Source organism: Roseomonas nitratireducens (genome assembly GCF_017813355.1).
Lineage (GTDB): Bacteria > Pseudomonadota > Alphaproteobacteria > Acetobacterales > Acetobacteraceae > Neoroseomonas > Neoroseomonas nitratireducens.
In genome coordinates this window covers 61,454-77,945 of record NZ_JAGIYZ010000021.1, presented here as the reverse complement: position 1 = coordinate 77,945, position 16,492 = coordinate 61,454, and the positions used below count along the sequence as shown (strand labels likewise).

Annotated in this window: 15 protein-coding genes; 10 read left to right on the top strand and 5 right to left on the bottom strand. The window is 72.4% G+C overall.

Features of this window, described 5'->3' with window-relative positions; translation table 11 throughout:
* Positions 1-88: 88 nt before the first annotated feature.
* From J5Y09_RS19140 to J5Y09_RS19130, 3 genes are read left to right on the top strand one after another with little or no spacing between them, the layout of a single operon-like run.
* A complete protein-coding gene (locus J5Y09_RS19140) occupies positions 89-496 on the top strand; it encodes a (2Fe-2S)-binding protein (RefSeq protein WP_342451506.1) in 408 nt (135 codons plus the stop codon).
* 59 nt (positions 497-555) lie between these two features.
* Complete coding sequence (locus J5Y09_RS19135; protein WP_209353424.1) at positions 556-2,103, top strand: L,D-transpeptidase family protein; 1,548 nt, start codon at positions 556-558, stop codon at positions 2,101-2,103.
* Position 2,104: 1 nt separating this feature from the next.
* Positions 2,105-2,683, top strand: a complete 579-nt coding sequence (locus J5Y09_RS19130) for a peptidoglycan L,D-endopeptidase MepK (protein ID WP_209353423.1) — start codon at positions 2,105-2,107, stop codon at positions 2,681-2,683.
* A 4-nt stretch (positions 2,684-2,687) separates the two neighbouring features.
* Here the strand turns inward: J5Y09_RS19130 and J5Y09_RS19125 are convergent, their stop codons facing one another.
* On the bottom strand, positions 2,688-5,336 hold the full coding sequence (locus J5Y09_RS19125) for a bifunctional acetate--CoA ligase family protein/GNAT family N-acetyltransferase (protein ID WP_245217237.1): 2,649 nt from the start codon (positions 5,334-5,336) through the stop codon (positions 2,688-2,690).
* Positions 5,337-5,417: 81 nt separating this feature from the next.
* Between J5Y09_RS19125 and J5Y09_RS19120 the strand changes: the two genes are divergently transcribed.
* Positions 5,418-6,365 (top strand): alpha/beta hydrolase, encoded by a 948-nt coding sequence (locus J5Y09_RS19120; protein ID WP_209353422.1) that lies wholly within the window; start codon positions 5,418-5,420, stop codon positions 6,363-6,365.
* Positions 6,366-6,483: 118 nt separating this feature from the next.
* Positions 6,484-7,080 carry a hypothetical protein gene (locus J5Y09_RS19115; protein WP_209353421.1) on the top strand — a complete coding sequence of 199 codons (597 nt, stop codon included), beginning with the start codon at positions 6,484-6,486 and terminating at the stop codon, positions 7,078-7,080.
* A 10-nt stretch (positions 7,081-7,090) separates the two neighbouring features.
* On the opposite strand, the gene galE is transcribed toward J5Y09_RS19115, so the two are convergent.
* On the bottom strand, positions 7,091-8,083 hold the full coding sequence (gene galE, locus J5Y09_RS19110; RefSeq protein ID WP_209353420.1) for a UDP-glucose 4-epimerase GalE: 993 nt from the start codon (positions 8,081-8,083) through the stop codon (positions 7,091-7,093).
* Positions 8,084-8,136: 53 nt separating this feature from the next.
* Here galE and mepA point away from each other — a divergent pair, with 53 nt between their 5' ends.
* Positions 8,137-8,961 carry a penicillin-insensitive murein endopeptidase gene (gene mepA / locus J5Y09_RS19105; RefSeq protein ID WP_209353419.1) on the top strand — a complete coding sequence of 275 codons (825 nt, stop codon included), beginning with the start codon at positions 8,137-8,139 and terminating at the stop codon, positions 8,959-8,961.
* Positions 8,962-9,117: 156 nt separating this feature from the next.
* Here mepA and J5Y09_RS19100 read toward each other — a convergent pair whose 3' ends face one another.
* Together J5Y09_RS19100 and J5Y09_RS19095 are read right to left on the bottom strand one after the other, a co-directional pair.
* Positions 9,118-9,996, bottom strand: a complete 879-nt coding sequence (locus J5Y09_RS19100; RefSeq protein WP_209353418.1) for a helix-turn-helix domain-containing protein — start codon at positions 9,994-9,996, stop codon at positions 9,118-9,120.
* A 152-nt stretch (positions 9,997-10,148) separates the two neighbouring features.
* Entirely contained in the window at positions 10,149-11,033 is an 885-nt protein-coding gene (locus J5Y09_RS19095; RefSeq protein ID WP_209353417.1) for a 2-hydroxy-3-oxopropionate reductase, read from the bottom strand.
* 213 nt (positions 11,034-11,246) lie between these two features.
* Here J5Y09_RS19095 and J5Y09_RS19090 point away from each other — a divergent pair, with 213 nt between their 5' ends.
* Positions 11,247-11,831: a hypothetical protein gene (locus J5Y09_RS19090; protein ID WP_209353416.1), complete on the top strand. Its 585-nt coding sequence runs from the start codon at positions 11,247-11,249 to the stop codon at positions 11,829-11,831.
* A gap of 7 nt (positions 11,832-11,838) precedes the next feature.
* Here the strand turns inward: J5Y09_RS19090 and otnI are convergent, their stop codons facing one another.
* The gene (gene otnI, locus J5Y09_RS19085) at positions 11,839-12,615 is read right to left on the bottom strand and encodes a 2-oxo-tetronate isomerase (protein ID WP_209353415.1); all 777 of its coding nucleotides are present in this window, start codon (positions 12,613-12,615) and stop codon (positions 11,839-11,841) included.
* A 105-nt stretch (positions 12,616-12,720) separates the two neighbouring features.
* Here otnI and J5Y09_RS19080 point away from each other — a divergent pair, with 105 nt between their 5' ends.
* The 3 genes from J5Y09_RS19080 to J5Y09_RS19070 are packed head-to-tail and all read left to right on the top strand — an operon-like array spanning position 12,721 to position 16,490.
* Positions 12,721-13,809: an AI-2E family transporter gene (locus J5Y09_RS19080; protein ID WP_245217236.1), complete on the top strand. Its 1,089-nt coding sequence runs from the start codon at positions 12,721-12,723 to the stop codon at positions 13,807-13,809.
* A 59-nt stretch (positions 13,810-13,868) separates the two neighbouring features.
* Positions 13,869-15,452: an ABC transporter substrate-binding protein gene (locus J5Y09_RS19075; RefSeq protein ID WP_209353413.1), complete on the top strand. Its 1,584-nt coding sequence runs from the start codon at positions 13,869-13,871 to the stop codon at positions 15,450-15,452.
* A gap of 54 nt (positions 15,453-15,506) precedes the next feature.
* Positions 15,507-16,490, top strand: a complete 984-nt coding sequence (locus tag J5Y09_RS19070) for an ABC transporter permease (RefSeq protein WP_209353412.1) — start codon at positions 15,507-15,509, stop codon at positions 16,488-16,490.
* The last annotated feature ends 2 nt before the right edge of the window (positions 16,491-16,492 follow it).

Genomic DNA, 16,492 nt, shown 5'->3' with positions numbered 1-16,492 from the left:
CGGCGACGGGGCGGGCATCGGCGGCTGGGAAGCGGCCTTCGCGTAGGGGCGGCTCGCCGCGCTCGACGCCGCGGCGCGGCTCGGCGCCATCACGCCGGCGGACCGCGACGCGCGCGCGGCCGGGCCGCTGGCCGCGCGGGCGAAGGCGCTCGCCGCGCGGCCCTTCCTCGACGCGCTCTATGCGCCGCCGCCCGAGATCCTCGCCCCGCCCGACGACGTCATCGCCTGCCGCTGCGAGGAGGTGAGCGCGGGCGCGGTGCGCGCCGCCGCCCGCCTCGGCGCGACCGGGCCGAACCAGGTGAAGGCCTATCTCCGCTGCGGCATGGGGCCGTGCCAGGGGCGCGTCTGCGCAACGACCGTCGCGGCGCTGGTCGCCGAGGTGCGCGGCCTGCCGGTGGAGGCCATCCCGCCGCTCCGCCCGCGCGCGCCCTACAAGCCGATCACGGTCGGGATGCTGGCCGCGGCTGCGGAGCCTGTGCAACAGCCGCAGGAATAAACGCGGCGCGGTGCATCGCATTATTGGCACGCGTGTCGGGGGATATTACGAATCCCGGCATGCGCGCCCTGATTGCCCTGCCGTTCCTCGCGGTCTCCGCCGTCCTTGTCCTGCCGCCGGCGCCCGCGCTGGCGCAGGGTTCCGCCGTCATGGCCAGCGAGACCGGCGCCGCCTCGGCCGCGGCCATCGCGCGCCTGGCGGAACGCCTGGCGCGGCTGGAGGAGGATGGGCTCGATCCGCGCTGGTACGGCGTACCGGCCGCCGGGGCCGATCCCGCGCGCTATCGGACGGAGGCGCTGCGCGCGGCGCAACTTGTGCTGTCCGACCTGCTGCTCGGCCGGGTTTCATCGCTGCGCGGGCGTGTCGACCTGCGGCGGGACCCGTCCAGCGTGAACCTCGGCGCCTGGATGGCCGAGCTCGCCACGGCGTCCGAGCCCGCGCAGGTGATCGAGCGCGCCGCGAACCTCCCCGAGGGCGCGGCCGCCATCAAGGCGGAGCTCGCCCGCTACCGGGCGGTCGCTGCCGCCGGCGGCTGGCCGCGTATCACGGGCGATCTGCGCCGGACGCTGGAGCCCGGCACGACGGATGCCCGCGTGCCGCAGCTGCGCGCGCGCCTCGCCGCCCATGACCCGGCCCTGGTCGCGGGGGCGGAGGCGAACAACCCGCTCTACGACGACAGGCTTCTTGCCGCCGTGCGCCTGTTCCAGCAGAGCGAGGGCCTCGAGCCGGATGGACGCGTCGGCCCGATCACCTGGGAGGTGCTGAACACCCCGGTCGAATCGAAGATCGCGCAGCTTCGCGTCGCCCTCGACATGCGCCGCGCCCAGCCCGCGGCATCGACCGAACGCCGCATCGAGGTGAACGTCCCGCATTTCCGCCTGCACCTGCTGGAGGGCAGCCGCGTGGTGCAGGAGATGGCCGTGATCGTCGGCCGGCGCGATCGCCAGACGCCGATGCTGAACGTCCGCATGACCTCGGTCACCTTCAACCCGTCCTGGGGCGCACCCGAGCGCAATGCGCGCGAGGACCTGCTGCCGCGCTTCCGCCGCGACCCCGCCGGCATGCAGGCCGCCGGCTACCGCCTGTTCCAGCGCGTCGACGGCGAGGTGGTGCAGGTCGACGCCACCCAGGTCGACTTCAGCGCCTACAACCGCAACCACTTCCCCTACTTCGTCCGGCAGGACGCGGGCGACCGCAATGCCTTGGGCCGCATGCGCTTCAACATGCCCAACAGCGAAGACATCTTCATGCATGACACGCCCGACCGGCATCTGTTCAGCCGCGGGCAGAGGGCCTTCTCCTCGGGCTGCATCCGGCTTGAGCGGCCGATGGAGTTGCTTTCCGAGGTGCTCTCGGGCACAGCGGGCTGGGACAGGGCGCGGGCTGACCGCGTGCTGGCCAGCCGCGCGACCGCGGGCGCTTCGCTCACGCGGACCATTCCGGTGCGGCTGCACTACACGACAACCATCGTGGACGGAGGCCGAGTGATCATGCGCCCAGACATCTATGGCCTCGATGCCCAGTACGCCCAAGCCATGGAGCGCGGCGCGCCGCAGCGGCTTGCCTCGGTCGAAGGGGGGGCGGTGCGCGGCACGGGGGCGCGCTGATATGGCGCGCATCTTCCACCGCCTCGACTGCCCCTGCTGCGACCCGGCCACCGCCCGCCGCCGCGAAGTGATCCGCGCGGGCCTCGGCGGTCTGGCCGCCCTGGCGCTGGCGCCGGCGACAGCAGCCGCGCAGGGCGCCGCCCGGACGCTGCGCATCCGCCGGGTCCAGACCGGTGAATCCTTCGAGGGCGTCTATTGGCGCGACGGGCGCTACGAGCGCGACGCGCTGCGCCGGCTCGACATCATCCTGCGCGATCCATCCATGGACGAGACGACACCCATGGACCCCCGCCTGTTCGACGTGCTGCACACCATCGCCCGCCACCTCGACAGCGACGAGCATTACGAGGTCATCAGCGGCTACCGCGCGCCGGAGACCAACGCGGCCCGCGCCCGTCAGTCCCGCCGCGTCTCCCGCGTGTCCCTGCACATGTCCGGCATGGCGGCCGATGTGCGGCTGCCGGGGCGGCAGGCGATCGGCATCGCGCGGGCGGCGGCGGACCTGCAGATCGGCGGCGTCGGGCTCTATCGCCGCGACGGCTTCGTCCACCTGGATTGCGGCCCGGCGCGGCGCTGGTAGCCGCCTACAGGATCTTCCGGGCTTCCATCACCTCGGGATCCTCGGCGCTGGCATGCACCGCGAAGCCGAGGCCGCGCACGAAGGCGAGCATGGGGGCGTTCTCGGCCAGCACCTGGCCCACCACCTCCGCCAGGCCCACCGACCTTCCCCAGTCGAACAGCCGTTCCATCAGGTGCCGGGCCAGTCCCTGCCCCTTCCAGGACGGGTCGACGATGACGGCGAATTCGCCGCTCCGCCCGCCGGGTTCGCGAATGAGGCGGGAGACGCCGACCGTTCGGTCCGGCCCCTCCGGCGTCCGCTCGACCGCCACGAAGGCCATCTCCCGGTCGTAGTCGATCTGCGTCATGCGCGCGATCTGGACCGGGCTGAGTTCCGCGAGCGTCGAGAAGAAGCGGTAGCGGATATCCTCCGACGAGAGGCGGCGGAACGCCTCGGCATGGGCGGTGGCATCCTCGGGGCGGATCGGGCGCACCGTCACCTCCCGCCCGTCCCGCCCGCGCCAGGGGCGGGCGAGGTCGGCCGGATAGGGCGGGATGGCGAGCAGCGAGGCGCTGCCCCGCGGCCGCAGCACGATCGCCGCGTCGAGCGCCAGCACGCCCTGCGCATCGGCCAGCAAGGGATTGATGTTGCAGGATTGAATGCCCGGAAAATCGACCGCGATCTGCGACAGCCGGACCAGCACGTCGGCGATCGCCGCGACATTCGCCGGCGGATGGTCGCGCCATCCGGCAAGCAGCCGCGCCGTCCGCGTCCGCCCGATCAGCCCGCGGGCGAGGGCGAGGTTGAGCGGCGGCAGGTCGAAGCCCTCATCCGGGTCGATCTCGGCCGCCGTGCCGCCCCGGCCGAAGGCGATCCAGGGGCCGAACATGGCGTCGTCGCCCAGGCGCAGGCGCAACTCCTGCCCGCGCCCCGCCTGGCGCTGGACGAGGAAGCCGGTCAGCCGCGCCTCCGGCCGCGCGGCGGCGACGCGGGCGGCCATCTCCTCCGCCGCGCGCCGCACGGCGTCGGGCGATGAGAGGCCCAGCGCCACGCCGCCGACTTCCGTCTTGCGTGGAAGATCGGGGCTCAAAATCTTGAGAACAATCGGAAAGCCGAGCATGGTGGCCGCGTCGGCGGCCTCCGCCGGGCCGCTTACCGCCCGCCCCGGCACGGTCGGCACGCCATAGGCGGCGAGCACGCCGAGCGCTTCCTCCTCCGTCAGGTCCCGCCGGTCGGCGGCGCGCACGGCGGCCAGGATGGACGTGACCCGCGCCCGGTCCGGCGCGAGGTCCAGCACGTCGCGCGGGGGCAGTTCCGCCGCGGTCGCGCGGTTGCGCCGGTCCTGCGCCAGGTGCAGCGCGCCCCGCACGGCGGCTTCCGGGGTCGCGAAGACGGCAACGCCCGCCTCGGCGAGGCGCGCGCGCTGCGGGCCCGCCGTCGCCTGGCCAGGCCAGCCGACCAGGATGGGCGCGCCGCGGCTCGCCTTGACCGCCGCGGCCAGCTCCTCCCGTGCCAGGTCCTGGTTCTCCTCGGCCGTCGGGGCGTGCAGGGCGACGACGGCGTCGACCTCCCGCAGCGCGGCGAGCATCGCGGCGGCTTCCCCCAGGCGGGTGGAGGCGGCCGGGCCGATGGCCAGGGGATTGCGCCCGCTGCTGCCGGCCGGCAGGCCGGGGGCGATCGCCGCCATCGCGTCCTCAGGCACCTCGGCCAGGCGCGCCCCGCCGGCCAGCACCGCGTCGGAGGCGAGGGCGCCGAGGCCGATGCCGTTGGTGACCACCGCGATCCGGTCCCCCGCGCCGGGCGGGCCGGGGCGCGTCGAGGTCCGCACGCGGGCCAGCGTCTCGACCGCCGAGAGCAGGTCCTCGAGCCCCGCCACGCGCAGCACGCCGGCGCGGCGCAGGGCGGCTTCCATCACCGCATCCGCTTCGCCCGAGGCGTCGGCCAGCCGGCCCCCGGCGCGGATCGCGACTACGGGCCGCGTGCGCGCGGCGGCGCGGGCGGCGGAGATGAACATCCGCCGGTTCTTGATGCGGCGGATGTCGAGCAGGATCGCGCCCGTCCCCGGGTCCCGCGCGAGCCAGTCCAGCACGCCCGCGAAGCCGTAGCCCTGGTTGCCGCCGATGCCGACGACATGGCTGAAGCCGACCGATTCCGCCTCGGCCCAGTCGAGCACGGCGCGGGCGATGGCCGAGGATTGCGTGACCAGCGCGAGCCGCCCCTTCGAGGGCGTGAGGTGGGACAGCGTGGCGTTCAGCCCGATGGCGGGAATGGCGATGCCGAAGGAACCCTGGCCGAGCGCCTGCACCCCGGTGCGCGCCTGGATCGCGGCGAGGTCCGGCGCCTGGCCCGGCACGATGGCGGCGAAGCACCCTTTGGCGGCCAGCGCCTCCATCGCCGCGCCCAGCCCGGCCGGCGGCATGCAGAGGATGGCGAGGTCGGGCGTGACGGGGAGGGCCCCGACGCTCGCGGCGGCCTCGAATCCTTCGAAGGCGGCCCCGACCGCGAAGATGCGGCCGCGGAAGCCGCCGGCGGCGATGTTGCGGGCGATCAGCTGCGCCTCGGCGCTGCCTTGTGCCGCGACCAGCACGAGGCTGCCGGGCTTGAGCAGCGCCTGGTCGCGGAATCCCCCGCGGCCGGAAAGGGTGAGGGCGGGCAGCATTGTGCGGTGCAGCATGAGCCTCCTCGCGGGGAGCCGCAACCTTGCCGCCTCGCCGGGCCTGCCGCACGCTTTCCGCCACCAGCCAGGAGAGACGTGATGGACCGTTGGGACCCGGAGATGCGCGCCTTCGCCGCGATGATGGAGGAGCGCGGCCGCGCCTTCCCGCCGGTGGCCATGACCCCGCCGCTCGATGCGGCGCGGGCGGCGAATGACGGCCCTGGGCTGACGCTGGCCGCGGTGGGCGGGCCGCGCATGGCCGAAAGCGGCGACCGCTGGCTGTCGATCCGCGGGCGGCGGCTGGCCTGCCGTGTCCACAAGCCGCGCACCGACGGGCCGCTGCCGGTCATGGTCTACATCCATGGCGGCGGCTGGGTCTGGGGCAGCATCGACACGCATGACCACATCATGCGCGCCTATGCCGCCGCGGCCGGCTGCGCCGTGGTCGGGCCGGACTATGCGCTGGCGCCGGAAGCGCCCTTCCCGCAGGCGCTGGAGGAATGCGCCGCGGTCGTCCGCTGGGTGGCGCTGCACGGGGCGGAATGGGGGCTGGATCCGTCGCGCATCGTGGTCGGCGGGGATTCGGCGGGCGGCAACCTCGCGATCGCCACCGCGCTGCTGTTGCGGGAGACGGATCCGGGCCTCGCCTTGCGCGGACTGCTGCTGAACTACGGCGTGTTCGATTCGCGGCTCGACACGGCCTCCTACGCCGAATTCGCCACGGGCCACACGCTGACGCGGGAGAAAATGGACTTCTACTGGCGCTGCTACGCGCCGCGCGATGCGGACCGGCTGCATCCGCTGGCCGCGCCGCTGCGCGCGGACCTCGCCGGCCTGCCGCCCTGCCTGCTGCATGTGGCGGAACTGGACGTGCTGGCGGCCGAGAACCACGCCATGGCCGACCGGCTGCGCGCGGCGGGCGTCGATGTGGAAGCGACGACCTTCCCCGGCGTGCTGCACGGCTTCCTGCGCGCGATCGGCCATGTGAAGGCCTCCGACCGCGCGGTGGCCGAGGCCGGGGGCTGGCTCGCGCGCCGCTTCGGCTGACCCTTGCGGGGAGCGGCAGGCGGCGATCCGCCCACGGCGTCCGCTGGTGTGAGATGATTCATCGCGCGCCGGCGGGCACCGGGCGCAGCCTTCGCCCGGCATCGCATGGAGGCAGGTCATGGCTGGCGCGGGCGCGGGGCAGCGGAAGGACCCGACGAAGGAGGGCGGCGCGATCGAGACGCTGGTGAAGGCGCGCCTGGCGAAGCTGCTGCCGTTATCGCGGGGCGACCAGCTGGAACGCGGCGGGATCGTCCACCGGCACAACACGACTCAGGTTCTGGGTTTCGTGGAATGCCCGCCGGGGACGGAGGAGGATCTCGACATCGGCTTCAAGAAGGACGGCTGCGGGCGCTACCTGAAGCCCAATCGCGGCTGCCCGCCGGGCACGACGCCGGTCGCCTTCTACCACACCCATGGGCGCGACGATTCGAAGCGGCCTGCAGGCATGCGCCGCGCCGGGCCCGCCGGCTTCAGCGATGAGGACATGCGCATCGCGACTGAGGAGCAGCTGGTCGCCTTCGTCGCGCTGGATGACGGTCGCTGGCTGCGCTACGCGCCGGTGCAGGTGCCGGTCGCGGCCGGGAGCATGGAGTGCACCATCGCGGGCGTGACCGAGACGGTCCCCTTCCGCGCGCAGCACGCCTTCGACGCGGATGGGCAGCCCTTCTGGACGAAGGCGAAGCCCGAGCCGATGAACGGCAACCTGCTGCGCTGACGCGCCGAGTTCAGCGATCCGCGTAGCCGCGCGGATGCGCCTCCCGCCAGGCCCAGGCGGTGCGGACGATGTCGTCGAGGCTGCCCAGGCGCGGCGCCCAGCCGGTCTCGGCGCGCAGGCGGTCCGAGGCGGCCACCAGCACCGCCGGGTCGCCCGCGCGCCGGGGCCCGATGCTGTGCGGGACGGGCCGGCCGCCGACTCGCTCGACCGCCGCGATCACCTCCCTGACCGAGGCCCCGTGACCGCTGCCGACATTGTAGCGGCAGGAGCCATGCGTCTCGAGCCGCGCCAGCGCCGCGAGATGCGCCTCGGCGAGGTCCGTCACATGCACGTAGTCGCGGATGCAGGTGCCGTCGGGCGTCGCGTAGTCCTCCCCGAAGACGGTCAGGGGCGGGCGGCGGCCCATCGCCGCGTCGATCGCGAGCGGCACTAGGTGCGTCTCGGGGTCGTGGTCCTCCCCCGCGCGGCCGGCCGGGTCGGACCCGGCGGCGTTGAAGTAGCGCAGCGCGGCGTAGCGCAGCCCGTGGATGCGCGAGGCCCAGGCGAGCCCTTCCTCGACCATGCGCTTGCTGTCGCCATAGGGGTTGGAGGGCGCGATGCGGCAATCCTCGTCGATCGGCACGCGGTCCGGGTCGCCGAACAGCGCGGCGGTGGAGGACAGCACAAAGCGCAGGCAGCCGGCCTTGATCGCGGCGTCCGCCAGCCGCAGCGAGTGCGCGACGTTCTCCGCGATGTAGTGCAGCGGCTCCCGCATCGAGGCGCCGACGATCGACAGCGCCGCGAAATGCAGCACCGCGTCGAAGCGCCAGGCGGCGAACACCTCCGCGACTCGCGTCGTGTCGGCGAGATCGGCTTCCACCAGCGTGGCGCCGGCGGGCACGGCGGCGCGGTGGCCCTGGGTGAGGTTGTCGAGCACCACGACCTCATGGCCGCGGTCGAGCAGGGCGAGCACGGCGTGGCTGCCGACGAAGCCGGCGCCGCCGGTGACGAGGTAACGGGCCAAGAAGGTAGTCCCCGCGATGGCGTTGCGGGCCCGATCTGCTCTAGCAATCGGGCATGCACAAGGCAGCACTCGGCGCGGCTCTCGCGCTTCTGATCTCCGGCGCGGCGGCGGCGCAGGGCAATGGCTGGGGCGGGGTGTCCACGCCCGCGCCGGGGCCCACGCGCATCATCGGCGGCACCTCGCTCGGCTGCATCGCCGGGGCGGTGCAACTGCCGTCCGAAGGGCCGGGCTGGCAGGCGGTGCGTGTTTCGCGCAACCGGCACTGGGGGCATCCGGTGCTGATCGACTGGGTGCGCGACTTCGCGGGGGAGGCGCAGCGGCGCGGCTTTCCGGATCTGTGGATCGGCGACCTCGCCCAGCCCCGCGGCGGGCCGATGACCTACGGCCATGCCAGCCACCAGACCGGGATCGATGTCGACATCTGGCTCGACCTCTCGGCCAAGCCGCGGGTGCCGGCGGCGGCGCGGGAGGATATCCGCGTCGCCTCCCTGGTGCTGCCGGACGAGACGGGCGTGGACCCCGCGCGCTTCACCGACCGGCACGCGGCGCTGATCCGCCTGGCGGTGGAGCGGCCGGGCGTGGACCGGCTGCTGGTGAACCACGCGATCAAGCGCGAATTGTGCCGGCGGCATCGCGGGGAGGCGTGGCTCAGGCGCGTGCGGCCCTGGCGGGGGCACGATTCGCACATGCATGTCCGGCTGCGCTGCCCGGCGGGGCAGCCGGAATGCCTCGACATCGCGCCGCCGCCGCCGGGCGATGGCTGCGATGCGAGCCTCGACTGGTGGCTGAGCGAGGAGGCGCGGCGGCCGACGCCGCGCCCGCCGGGGCCGCCGCCACGGCTGCCGGCGGCCTGCGCGGGGGTGCTGGCGGCACGCTGACGCGCACCGCGCCCGCCGCCGTCAGGGCCGGGCGGCCGGCACACGCCAGGCGCATGGCGGGCGAGGCCGGATGCCCGAGGACGGCGTGTTCGGCGGGCGGCCCTGCCGTCGCGCCGGCCCGCCGCAAGCGGCGCGCAGGCGGGGCGGCCGGAGTGGTCAGATCGGCCCGTGCTCGCGGATCAGCGCGCGGATGCGGGCGGCGGCCTCGGTGCCCTTCAGCGCGTCGCGCCAGGCGGCTTCGGCGACACGCTGGTGGGTGCCGACCGCCTCATCGGCGGCGGTGATGAAGGCGACGCCGCAGGCGGCCCCGGGATGGGCATCCGGGGAGAATGCGCTGCCGACGACATGCGCGCGGTCGCGCCCGCGCATCACCATGAAGGGGCCGGAGGGCTCGCTGCCGGAGATCAGGCCGATCTGCAGGCCGATCGGCACGCTTTCCATGTGCTCGGCGATCGCCTCGGCTTCCGCGCGGGCGGCGAGGCGGCAGCGCATGCGGGAGCGGTCCGAGAGCGCGAGGCCGGGCGCGATGCCCTCGGCCAGCATGCGCGCGATCCCCGGCTCGCCGAGGATGGCGATGATGTTGGGCTTGCGGGACTGCTGCAGCTTCTTCCGCGCGGCCAGCAGGCCGAGCATCTGCTCCGCCTGGGTGCGGGCGAGCAGGCGGTCCTGGGAGGCGTCGGCGAGTTCCGTCCAGGCTTCGGCCAGGGCACCGTCGAAGGCCTCGGTCGCGACCGGGTAGACGAGCGCGCCGCCGACCTGGAGCACCTGGTCGGCCTGTTCCTCGACCTGGCGGAGCCGTTCCTGGAAGGCGGCGGGGCGGCCGAAATACTCGACGCCGATCCCGAGCAGCGACAGGGGGGAGATCTTCAGCAGTTCCGCGAGACGGCGGATCGTGTCGAGCTTGATGACCTCGCCCTTCTCGTACCGATAGAGCGCGGCACGGGACACACCGAGTCGGGCGGCGATTTCCTCGGCCCGGAGGCCGGATTCCAGTCGATAGGCACGCAATTGCTGCCCGATCTCCGCGAAGCGCATCAATCCCTCCCGCTGCGAGACAGGCTCATCCTAGACGAAGAGCCTTCTCTTTTCGAGACACAATCTCAGGTTCCGATTTCAATTTGACCGGAAATCGCAACAAATGAAGACGCCGGCGCCTGGCCCGGGGCCCTGGCCCCGGGCCGGACGGGTCACGAATCCTCGGCGACCTTGTGCGCGGCGAGCGTCTCGAGCGCCTTGACCAGGCCGGAATGGTCCAGCTCGGCCCCGCCCGCGGCCGCAACGGCGGCGAACAATTGCTGGGTGGAGGCCGTGTTCGGCAGCGCCACGCCAAGGTCCCGGCCCGCCTGCAAGGCGAGGTTCAGGTCCTTCTGGTGCAGGCGGATGCGGAAGCCCGGCGCGAAGGTACGCTTGATCATCCGCTCGCCATGCAGTTCCAGGATGCGGGAGGTGGCGAGGCCGCCCATCAGCGCTTGGCGTACCTTGGCCGGGTCCGCCCCGGCCTTGGAGGCGAAGGTCAGCGCCTCGGCCACCGCCTCGATCGTGAGCGCGACGATGATCTGGTTGGCGACCTTGCAGGTCTGGCCCGCGCCCACCGGCCCGACGAGGGTGATATTCTTGCCCATCGCCTCGAAGAGCGGCTTCGCGCGCGCGAAGGCGTCCTCGGTCCCGCCGCACATGATGGTCAGGCTCGCCTGCTTGGCGCCGACCTCGCCGCCCGAGACGGGCGCGTCGATGTAGTCGCAGCCGCGCGCGGCGATCTTCTCGGCGAAGGACTTGGTCGCGGTCGGGCTGATCGAGGACATGTCGATCACGAGCGTGCCGGGCTTCAGCCCTTCCGCCACGCCGCCCGCGCCGAACAGCACCGCTTCCACGTCCGGGGTGTCGGGCACCATCAGGATGACGGCCTCCGCGCCCGCCGCGGCGGCCTTGGCATCGGGCGCGACGGCGAAGGAGGCGCGGTCCTCGGCGGTCAGGCTGCGGCGATCGACGACCGTGATGTCGTGGCCGGCGGTCTTGAGGTGGCCGGCCATGGGGCGGCCCATGATGCCGAGGCCGATGAAGGCGATCTTCATGCGAATCTCTCCGAAGGGAGGGGGCGCGGCGCGAGGGGCCAGCGCCCGCCCGTCCGGGCGGGAGAGATAACCCAGGGGCGGCGGTGCTGCCATAGCAGCCGAGCCTGGCCGGCCTCGATCGAACGACTCGCGGAAACGTGAGAATTTGCGTGTGTGTCAACGATCCATTTGGTAGATATCCTCAATCGCGTAGTCCAAAAAATGAGCTACTTCATGCCCGATGCACGCATTCCGACAGGCCTGACAATCGTGTTCGCGTTGGTCGCGGGCATGCTCATGCCGGGCGGTCCGGCCCATGCGCAGGACAGTTTCGTCCGCGTCGCCGATGGCGAGACCGGGCGCCCGGTGCTCTCCATCCTCGGCACCGGCGTGGGCCAGCCCTATGCGGCGCTGGTCGTCGACCTCGGCTGCCCGACCGCGGCGACCTGGACGGTCGATGTCGTCGGGCCGGAGTTCCGCCCCGGCGCGCCGATCAGCCTCGGCTTCGGCGATGTGCGCGGGGGCTGGCACGCGGTGGCGCTGCGGGACGCGCGGCTCGAGCCCGATGGCAGGCTCCGCCTCGGCATCGACCGCGCATCCTTCCGCGCGGCGATCCTCGCCGCGCGCGGGGATGAGGCGTCCTCGCCGGGCGCGGACGCCATGCTGATGATCGGCGAGGGCCTCGGCGTTTCCGTCGCGCTGGACGGGCTGGTGCGGGAGATGTCGGCCTTCGCGCGGGATTGCGAGGCGCCGCGGCGCAACCCGCCGCAGCAGGCCGCGCCGCGCGCCGCGCCGGGCCGCGTCGCCCAGGCGCGTTAGTCGCGGCTCAGCGGTAGGGCGCGAACCAGCCGAGGCCGGCGACGGTCTCGCCCGCCGGGCGGTACTCGCAGCCGATCCAGCCGCGGAAGCCGAGCTCGTCGATCCGCCGGAACACGAAGGGCCAGTTCACCTCGCCGGTGCCGGGCTCGTTGCGGCCCGGATTGTCGGCCACTTGCATGTGCGCGATCAGCGGCAGGTGCTTCTCGACGCGCTTGACGATGTCGCCCTCGGTGATCTGGCAGTGATAGAGGTCGAACTGCATGCCGACCTTGTCCGGGCCGACCGCGTTGATGATCGCCGCCGCCTGGTCGGTGGTGTTGAGGAAGAAGCCCGGGATGTCGCGGTGGTTGATCGGCTCGATCACCGGCTTCACGCCCGCCTTGGCGCATTCCTCCGCCGCCCAGGCGAGGTTCGCCCCATAGGTCGCGGTCAGCGTGTCCATCGGCACGCCGTCCGGCTTCAGCCCTGCCATGACGTGCAGCCGCGGGCAGGACAGCGCGGCGCAGTAATCGAGCGCCTTGAGGATCGCGTCGCGGAATTCCTGGCCGCGGCCGGGCAGGGCGGCCATGCCGCGTTCGCCCTTCGTCCAGTCCCCGGGCGGCGCGTTGAACAGCACCTGCGACAGGCCGTTGTCCTTCAGCCGCGCGGCGATGTCGGCCGCGGGGAAGTCGTAGGGAAAGAGGAACTCCACCGCCTTGAACCCCGCCTTCGCCGCCGCCTCGAAGCGGTCGAGGAAGGGGATTTCGTTGAACATCATCGAGAGGTTCGCGGCGAAGCGCGGCATGGCTGGATCTCTCCCTGGGCGTTGCGGGGCGGAGGCTAGTCGCGCGCCGCCGGGCGGGCCAGCCCCGCCTCGCGCCGGGGGCGCGCATCATGCAGGATGGGGCCCATGCCCATGGACACTCCGCGCGCGGCGCGCCTTGTCGGGATCGCCGCGCTCTCAGCGCTCGGCGTCGCCTGCCTTCTCGTGCTGCGGCCCTTCATCTCCGCGCTCCTGTGGTCCGTCATCCTGACCTTCGCCACCTGGCCGATCTTCACCTTCCTGCGCGACCGGGCGGGCATCCGCCCGTCCTGGTCCGCGGCGCTGATGGTGCTGGCGATGTTCCTGCTGGTCGGGCTGCCCATCGTGCTCGCCGCGCCGACGAGCCGGGAGGAGGTGGAGGCGCTGCGCGCGGACATCGAGGGGCTGCTGACCGAGGGCCTGCCCGGCCTCGGCGCCTGGCTGACCGGCCTTCCGCTGGTGGGCGGCTATGTCCGCGACTGGATCGGGGAGGGGGAATTCGACCTGCTGGGCCTGACCGGCCTGCTGCGCCCCTATGCCGGGACCATCACGCAGCAGACCCTGTCGATCCTGCTGGCCGTGCTGTCGGGGTTGGCGGAGCTGCTGCTGGCGATCCTGCTCGCCTTCTTCTTCTACCGCGACGGCCCCGCCATGGCGGGGCATGTGAAGGCGCTGATGCGGAGGCTCGGCGGGGCGACCGGCATCCGCATGTTGCGGCTTGCGGCCGACGTGACGCGGGGCGTGGTCTGGGGCCTGGTCGGCACCGCCGTCGCGCAGGGGGTGCTGACCTGGATCGGCCTCGCCGTTGCGGGGGTGCCGCAGCCACTGCTGCTGGCGGTGGTGGCGGGGGTCATCTCCATCCTGCCGGTCGGCGCCCCGCTGGTCTGGATCCCCGCGAGCCTCTGGCTGCTCACCCAGGGGCAGACGGGCTGGGGGATCTTCATGGCGCTCTATGGCGGGCTGGTCATCTCCTCGGTCGACAACTTCATCCGGCCCTGGATGATCGCGCGCGGGGCCAACCTTCCCCTGCTGCTGACGCTGATGGGGGCGTTGGGCGGGGTGCTGGCCTTCGGCTTCCTCGGCCTGTTTCTCGGCCCCGTCGTGCTGGCGGTGGGCTACACGCTCATGCTGCAATTCGCCGGGACGGCGGAACGGGAGGGGGAAACCCCTTCCCCCCCGTCGCCGCCGGCCCTATAGCCGCCGGCTTCCAGGGACGCGCCGGCCTGCGGGGCCGGCGCCACGAGGGAGAAAAAGGGATGCGGAAGCTGCTGATGGCGGCCGCGCTGGGCTTGGCGCTCGGCGGTGCAATGGCGGAGGCGCGGACCGTGCGCTGGTCCGCCTCGGGCGATCCGAACACGATGGACCCGCACAGCCAGAACCTCGGCACCGTCACCATGGTGCTGCAGCAGATCTACGACCCGCTGATCCAGCGCACCCAGGATCTCGGCCTCGCCCCCGGCCTCGCCACGCGGTGGGAGCAGGTGGAACCGAACCGCTGGCGCTTCTGGCTGCGCCAGGGCGTGAAGTTCCACGAGGGCCAGGATTTCACGGCCGAGGACGTGGTGTTCAGCATCACCCGCGCGCAGGCGCCGACCTCCAACTACGGCATCTTCGTCGACACGATCGACCGCGCCGTGCAGGCCGAGCCCTTCGTGGTCGACATCGTCACGCGCGTGCCCGACCCGATCCTGCCGAACAAGATCGCCTCGGTTTTCATCATGTCCCGCGCCTGGTCGGAACAGCACAACGCGACCCGGCCGCAGAACACCCGCGCGCGTGAGGAGATGCACACGACCCGCGCCACCAACGGCACCGGCGCCTTCCGCCTGCAGACGCGCGAGCCCGACGTGCGGACGATCCTTGCCCGCAACAACGACTGGTGGGGCTGGCAGGAACCCGCGAGCCGCGAGGGCAACATCACCGAGATCATCTATCGCCCGATCTCCTCGGACGCGACGCGCATCGCGGCGCTTCTCTCGGGCGAGATCGACTTCGTGCTCGACCCGCCGCTGCAGGACCTGAACCGGCTGCGCGCCGCGCAGGGCATCCGCGTGCTCGAGGGGCCGGAGGTGCGCACCATCTTCCTCGCGATGGACGTGCACCGTGAGGAACTGCTCTACAGCGACGTGCGCGGGCGCAACCCGCTGCGCGACCTGCGCGTGCGCCAGGCGCTGTACCATGCGATCGACATCCAGGCGATCCACCGCACCACGATGCGCGGCCAGTCCGTCGTGACCGGCACCTTCTTCCCACCGCAGGTCAACGGCTATGTGCGGGAGGAGGATGTGCGCCTGCCCTACGACCAGGCGCGCGCGCGGGCGCTGCTGGCGGAAGCCGGCTTCCCGAACGGCTTCGGCATCACGCTCGACTGCCCGAACAACCGCTACATCAACGACGAGCAGATCTGCCAGGCGATCGTCGCGATGTGGGCGCGCGTCGGCGTCCGGGCGCAGCTCAACGCCATGCCGCTGAACCTGTTCTTCCCGAAGATCCAGCGCGACGACACCTCGATCTACCTGCTCGGCTGGGGCGTGCCGACGCTTGATGCGCTGTATTCCTTCCAGTCGCTGCTGCGCTCGCGCGACGGCGGCCAGGGCAACGGCATCTGGAACTATGGGCGCTATTCCAATACCCGGATGGACCAGCTGATCGACATCATGGTGAACCAGTCGGGCGAGGCGCGGACCAACGCGATCCGCGAGGCGCTGCGCATCTACCGCGAGGACGTGCCGCACATCCCGCTGCACCACCAGATGATCCCCTGGGCGATGCGGGCCAACTTCCAGATCCCGCACATGGCGAACAACCAGCCCTATTTCCGCTGGGCACGAATGAACTGAAGCAGCGTACCGGGCGCGGCGCTTGCATGGCCGCGCCCGGATCGGAGCACAAAGATGTTCGCCTTCATCGTCAGCCGCATCTTCCAGGCGCTGCCCGTCTTGCTCGCGGTCGCGCTGATCTCCTTCGCCATGTTCGCCTATGTCGGCGACCCGGTCGCGATCATGCTGGGGCAGGACTACACCCAGGCGCAGCGTGACGCGCTGGTGGCCGAACTCGGCCTCGACCGCCCCTTCTGGGTGCAGTTCGCGACCTTCATCGGCAACGCGGCGCAGGGCGAATTCGGCCTGTCCTACCGGCTGTCGCGGCCCGTCGCCGACCTGATCGCGGAACGCGCCCCGGCGACGCTCGAACTCGCCTTCACCGCGGCCGCGCTGGCGCTGATCGTCGGCGTCCCGATGGGGGTCTATACCGGGCTCTACCGCAATTCCTGGCCGTCGCGCTTCTTCCTGACCTTCAGCCTGATCGGCGTGTCCCTGCCCACCTTCCTGATCGGCATCCTGCTCATTCTCGTCTTCGCCGTCTGGCTCGGCTGGCTGCCCTCCTTCGGGCGTGGGGACACGGTCGCGCTCGGCGGCTGGACCACGGGGTTCCTGACGCTGACCGGGCTCAAGGCGCTGGTGCTGCCGGCGATCACGCTCGGCCTGTTCCAGCTGACGCTGATCATGCGCCTGGTGCGCGCCGAGATGCTGGAGGTGCTGCGCACGGACTACATCAAGTTTGCCCGCGCGCGCGGCCTGCCGAACCGGGCGGTGCATTTCGGCCATGCGCTGAAGAACACGCTGGTGCCGGTGATCACCATCGTGGGGCTGCAGCTGGGCGCCATCATCGCCTTCGCCATCGTCACCGAGACGGTGTTCCAGTGGCCGGGCATGGGGCTGCTGTTCATCCAGTCCGTGGGCGCGGCCGACATCCCGGTGATGAGCGCCTACCTGCTGCTGATCTCGCTTGTCTTCGTGACCATCAACCTGATCGTCGACCTGCTCTACTACGCCGTCGATCCGCGGCTGCGGATCGGGCGCGGCAAGGGGGGGCACTGAGC

Coding starts and splice junctions, on each gene's coding strand:
- J5Y09_RS19135 (WP_209353424.1), top strand. CDS start 556: ATGCGCGCCCTGATTGCCCTGCCGTTCCTCGCGGTCTCCGCCGTCCTT.
- J5Y09_RS19130 (WP_209353423.1), top strand. CDS start 2,105: ATGGCGCGCATCTTCCACCGCCTCGACTGCCCCTGCTGCGACCCGGCC.
- J5Y09_RS19125 (WP_245217237.1), bottom strand. CDS start 5,336: ATGCTGCACCGCACAATGCTGCCCGCCCTCACCCTTTCCGGCCGCGGG.
- J5Y09_RS19120 (WP_209353422.1), top strand. CDS start 5,418: ATGGACCGTTGGGACCCGGAGATGCGCGCCTTCGCCGCGATGATGGAG.
- J5Y09_RS19115 (WP_209353421.1), top strand. CDS start 6,484: ATGGCTGGCGCGGGCGCGGGGCAGCGGAAGGACCCGACGAAGGAGGGC.
- mepA (WP_209353419.1), top strand. CDS start 8,137: ATGCACAAGGCAGCACTCGGCGCGGCTCTCGCGCTTCTGATCTCCGGC.
- J5Y09_RS19100 (WP_209353418.1), bottom strand. CDS start 9,996: ATGCGCTTCGCGGAGATCGGGCAGCAATTGCGTGCCTATCGACTGGAA.
- J5Y09_RS19095 (WP_209353417.1), bottom strand. CDS start 11,033: ATGAAGATCGCCTTCATCGGCCTCGGCATCATGGGCCGCCCCATGGCC.
- J5Y09_RS19090 (WP_209353416.1), top strand. CDS start 11,247: ATGCCCGATGCACGCATTCCGACAGGCCTGACAATCGTGTTCGCGTTG.
- otnI (WP_209353415.1), bottom strand. CDS start 12,615: ATGCCGCGCTTCGCCGCGAACCTCTCGATGATGTTCAACGAAATCCCC.
- J5Y09_RS19080 (WP_245217236.1), top strand. CDS start 12,721: ATGCCCATGGACACTCCGCGCGCGGCGCGCCTTGTCGGGATCGCCGCG.
- J5Y09_RS19075 (WP_209353413.1), top strand. CDS start 13,869: ATGCGGAAGCTGCTGATGGCGGCCGCGCTGGGCTTGGCGCTCGGCGGT.
- J5Y09_RS19070 (WP_209353412.1), top strand. CDS start 15,507: ATGTTCGCCTTCATCGTCAGCCGCATCTTCCAGGCGCTGCCCGTCTTG.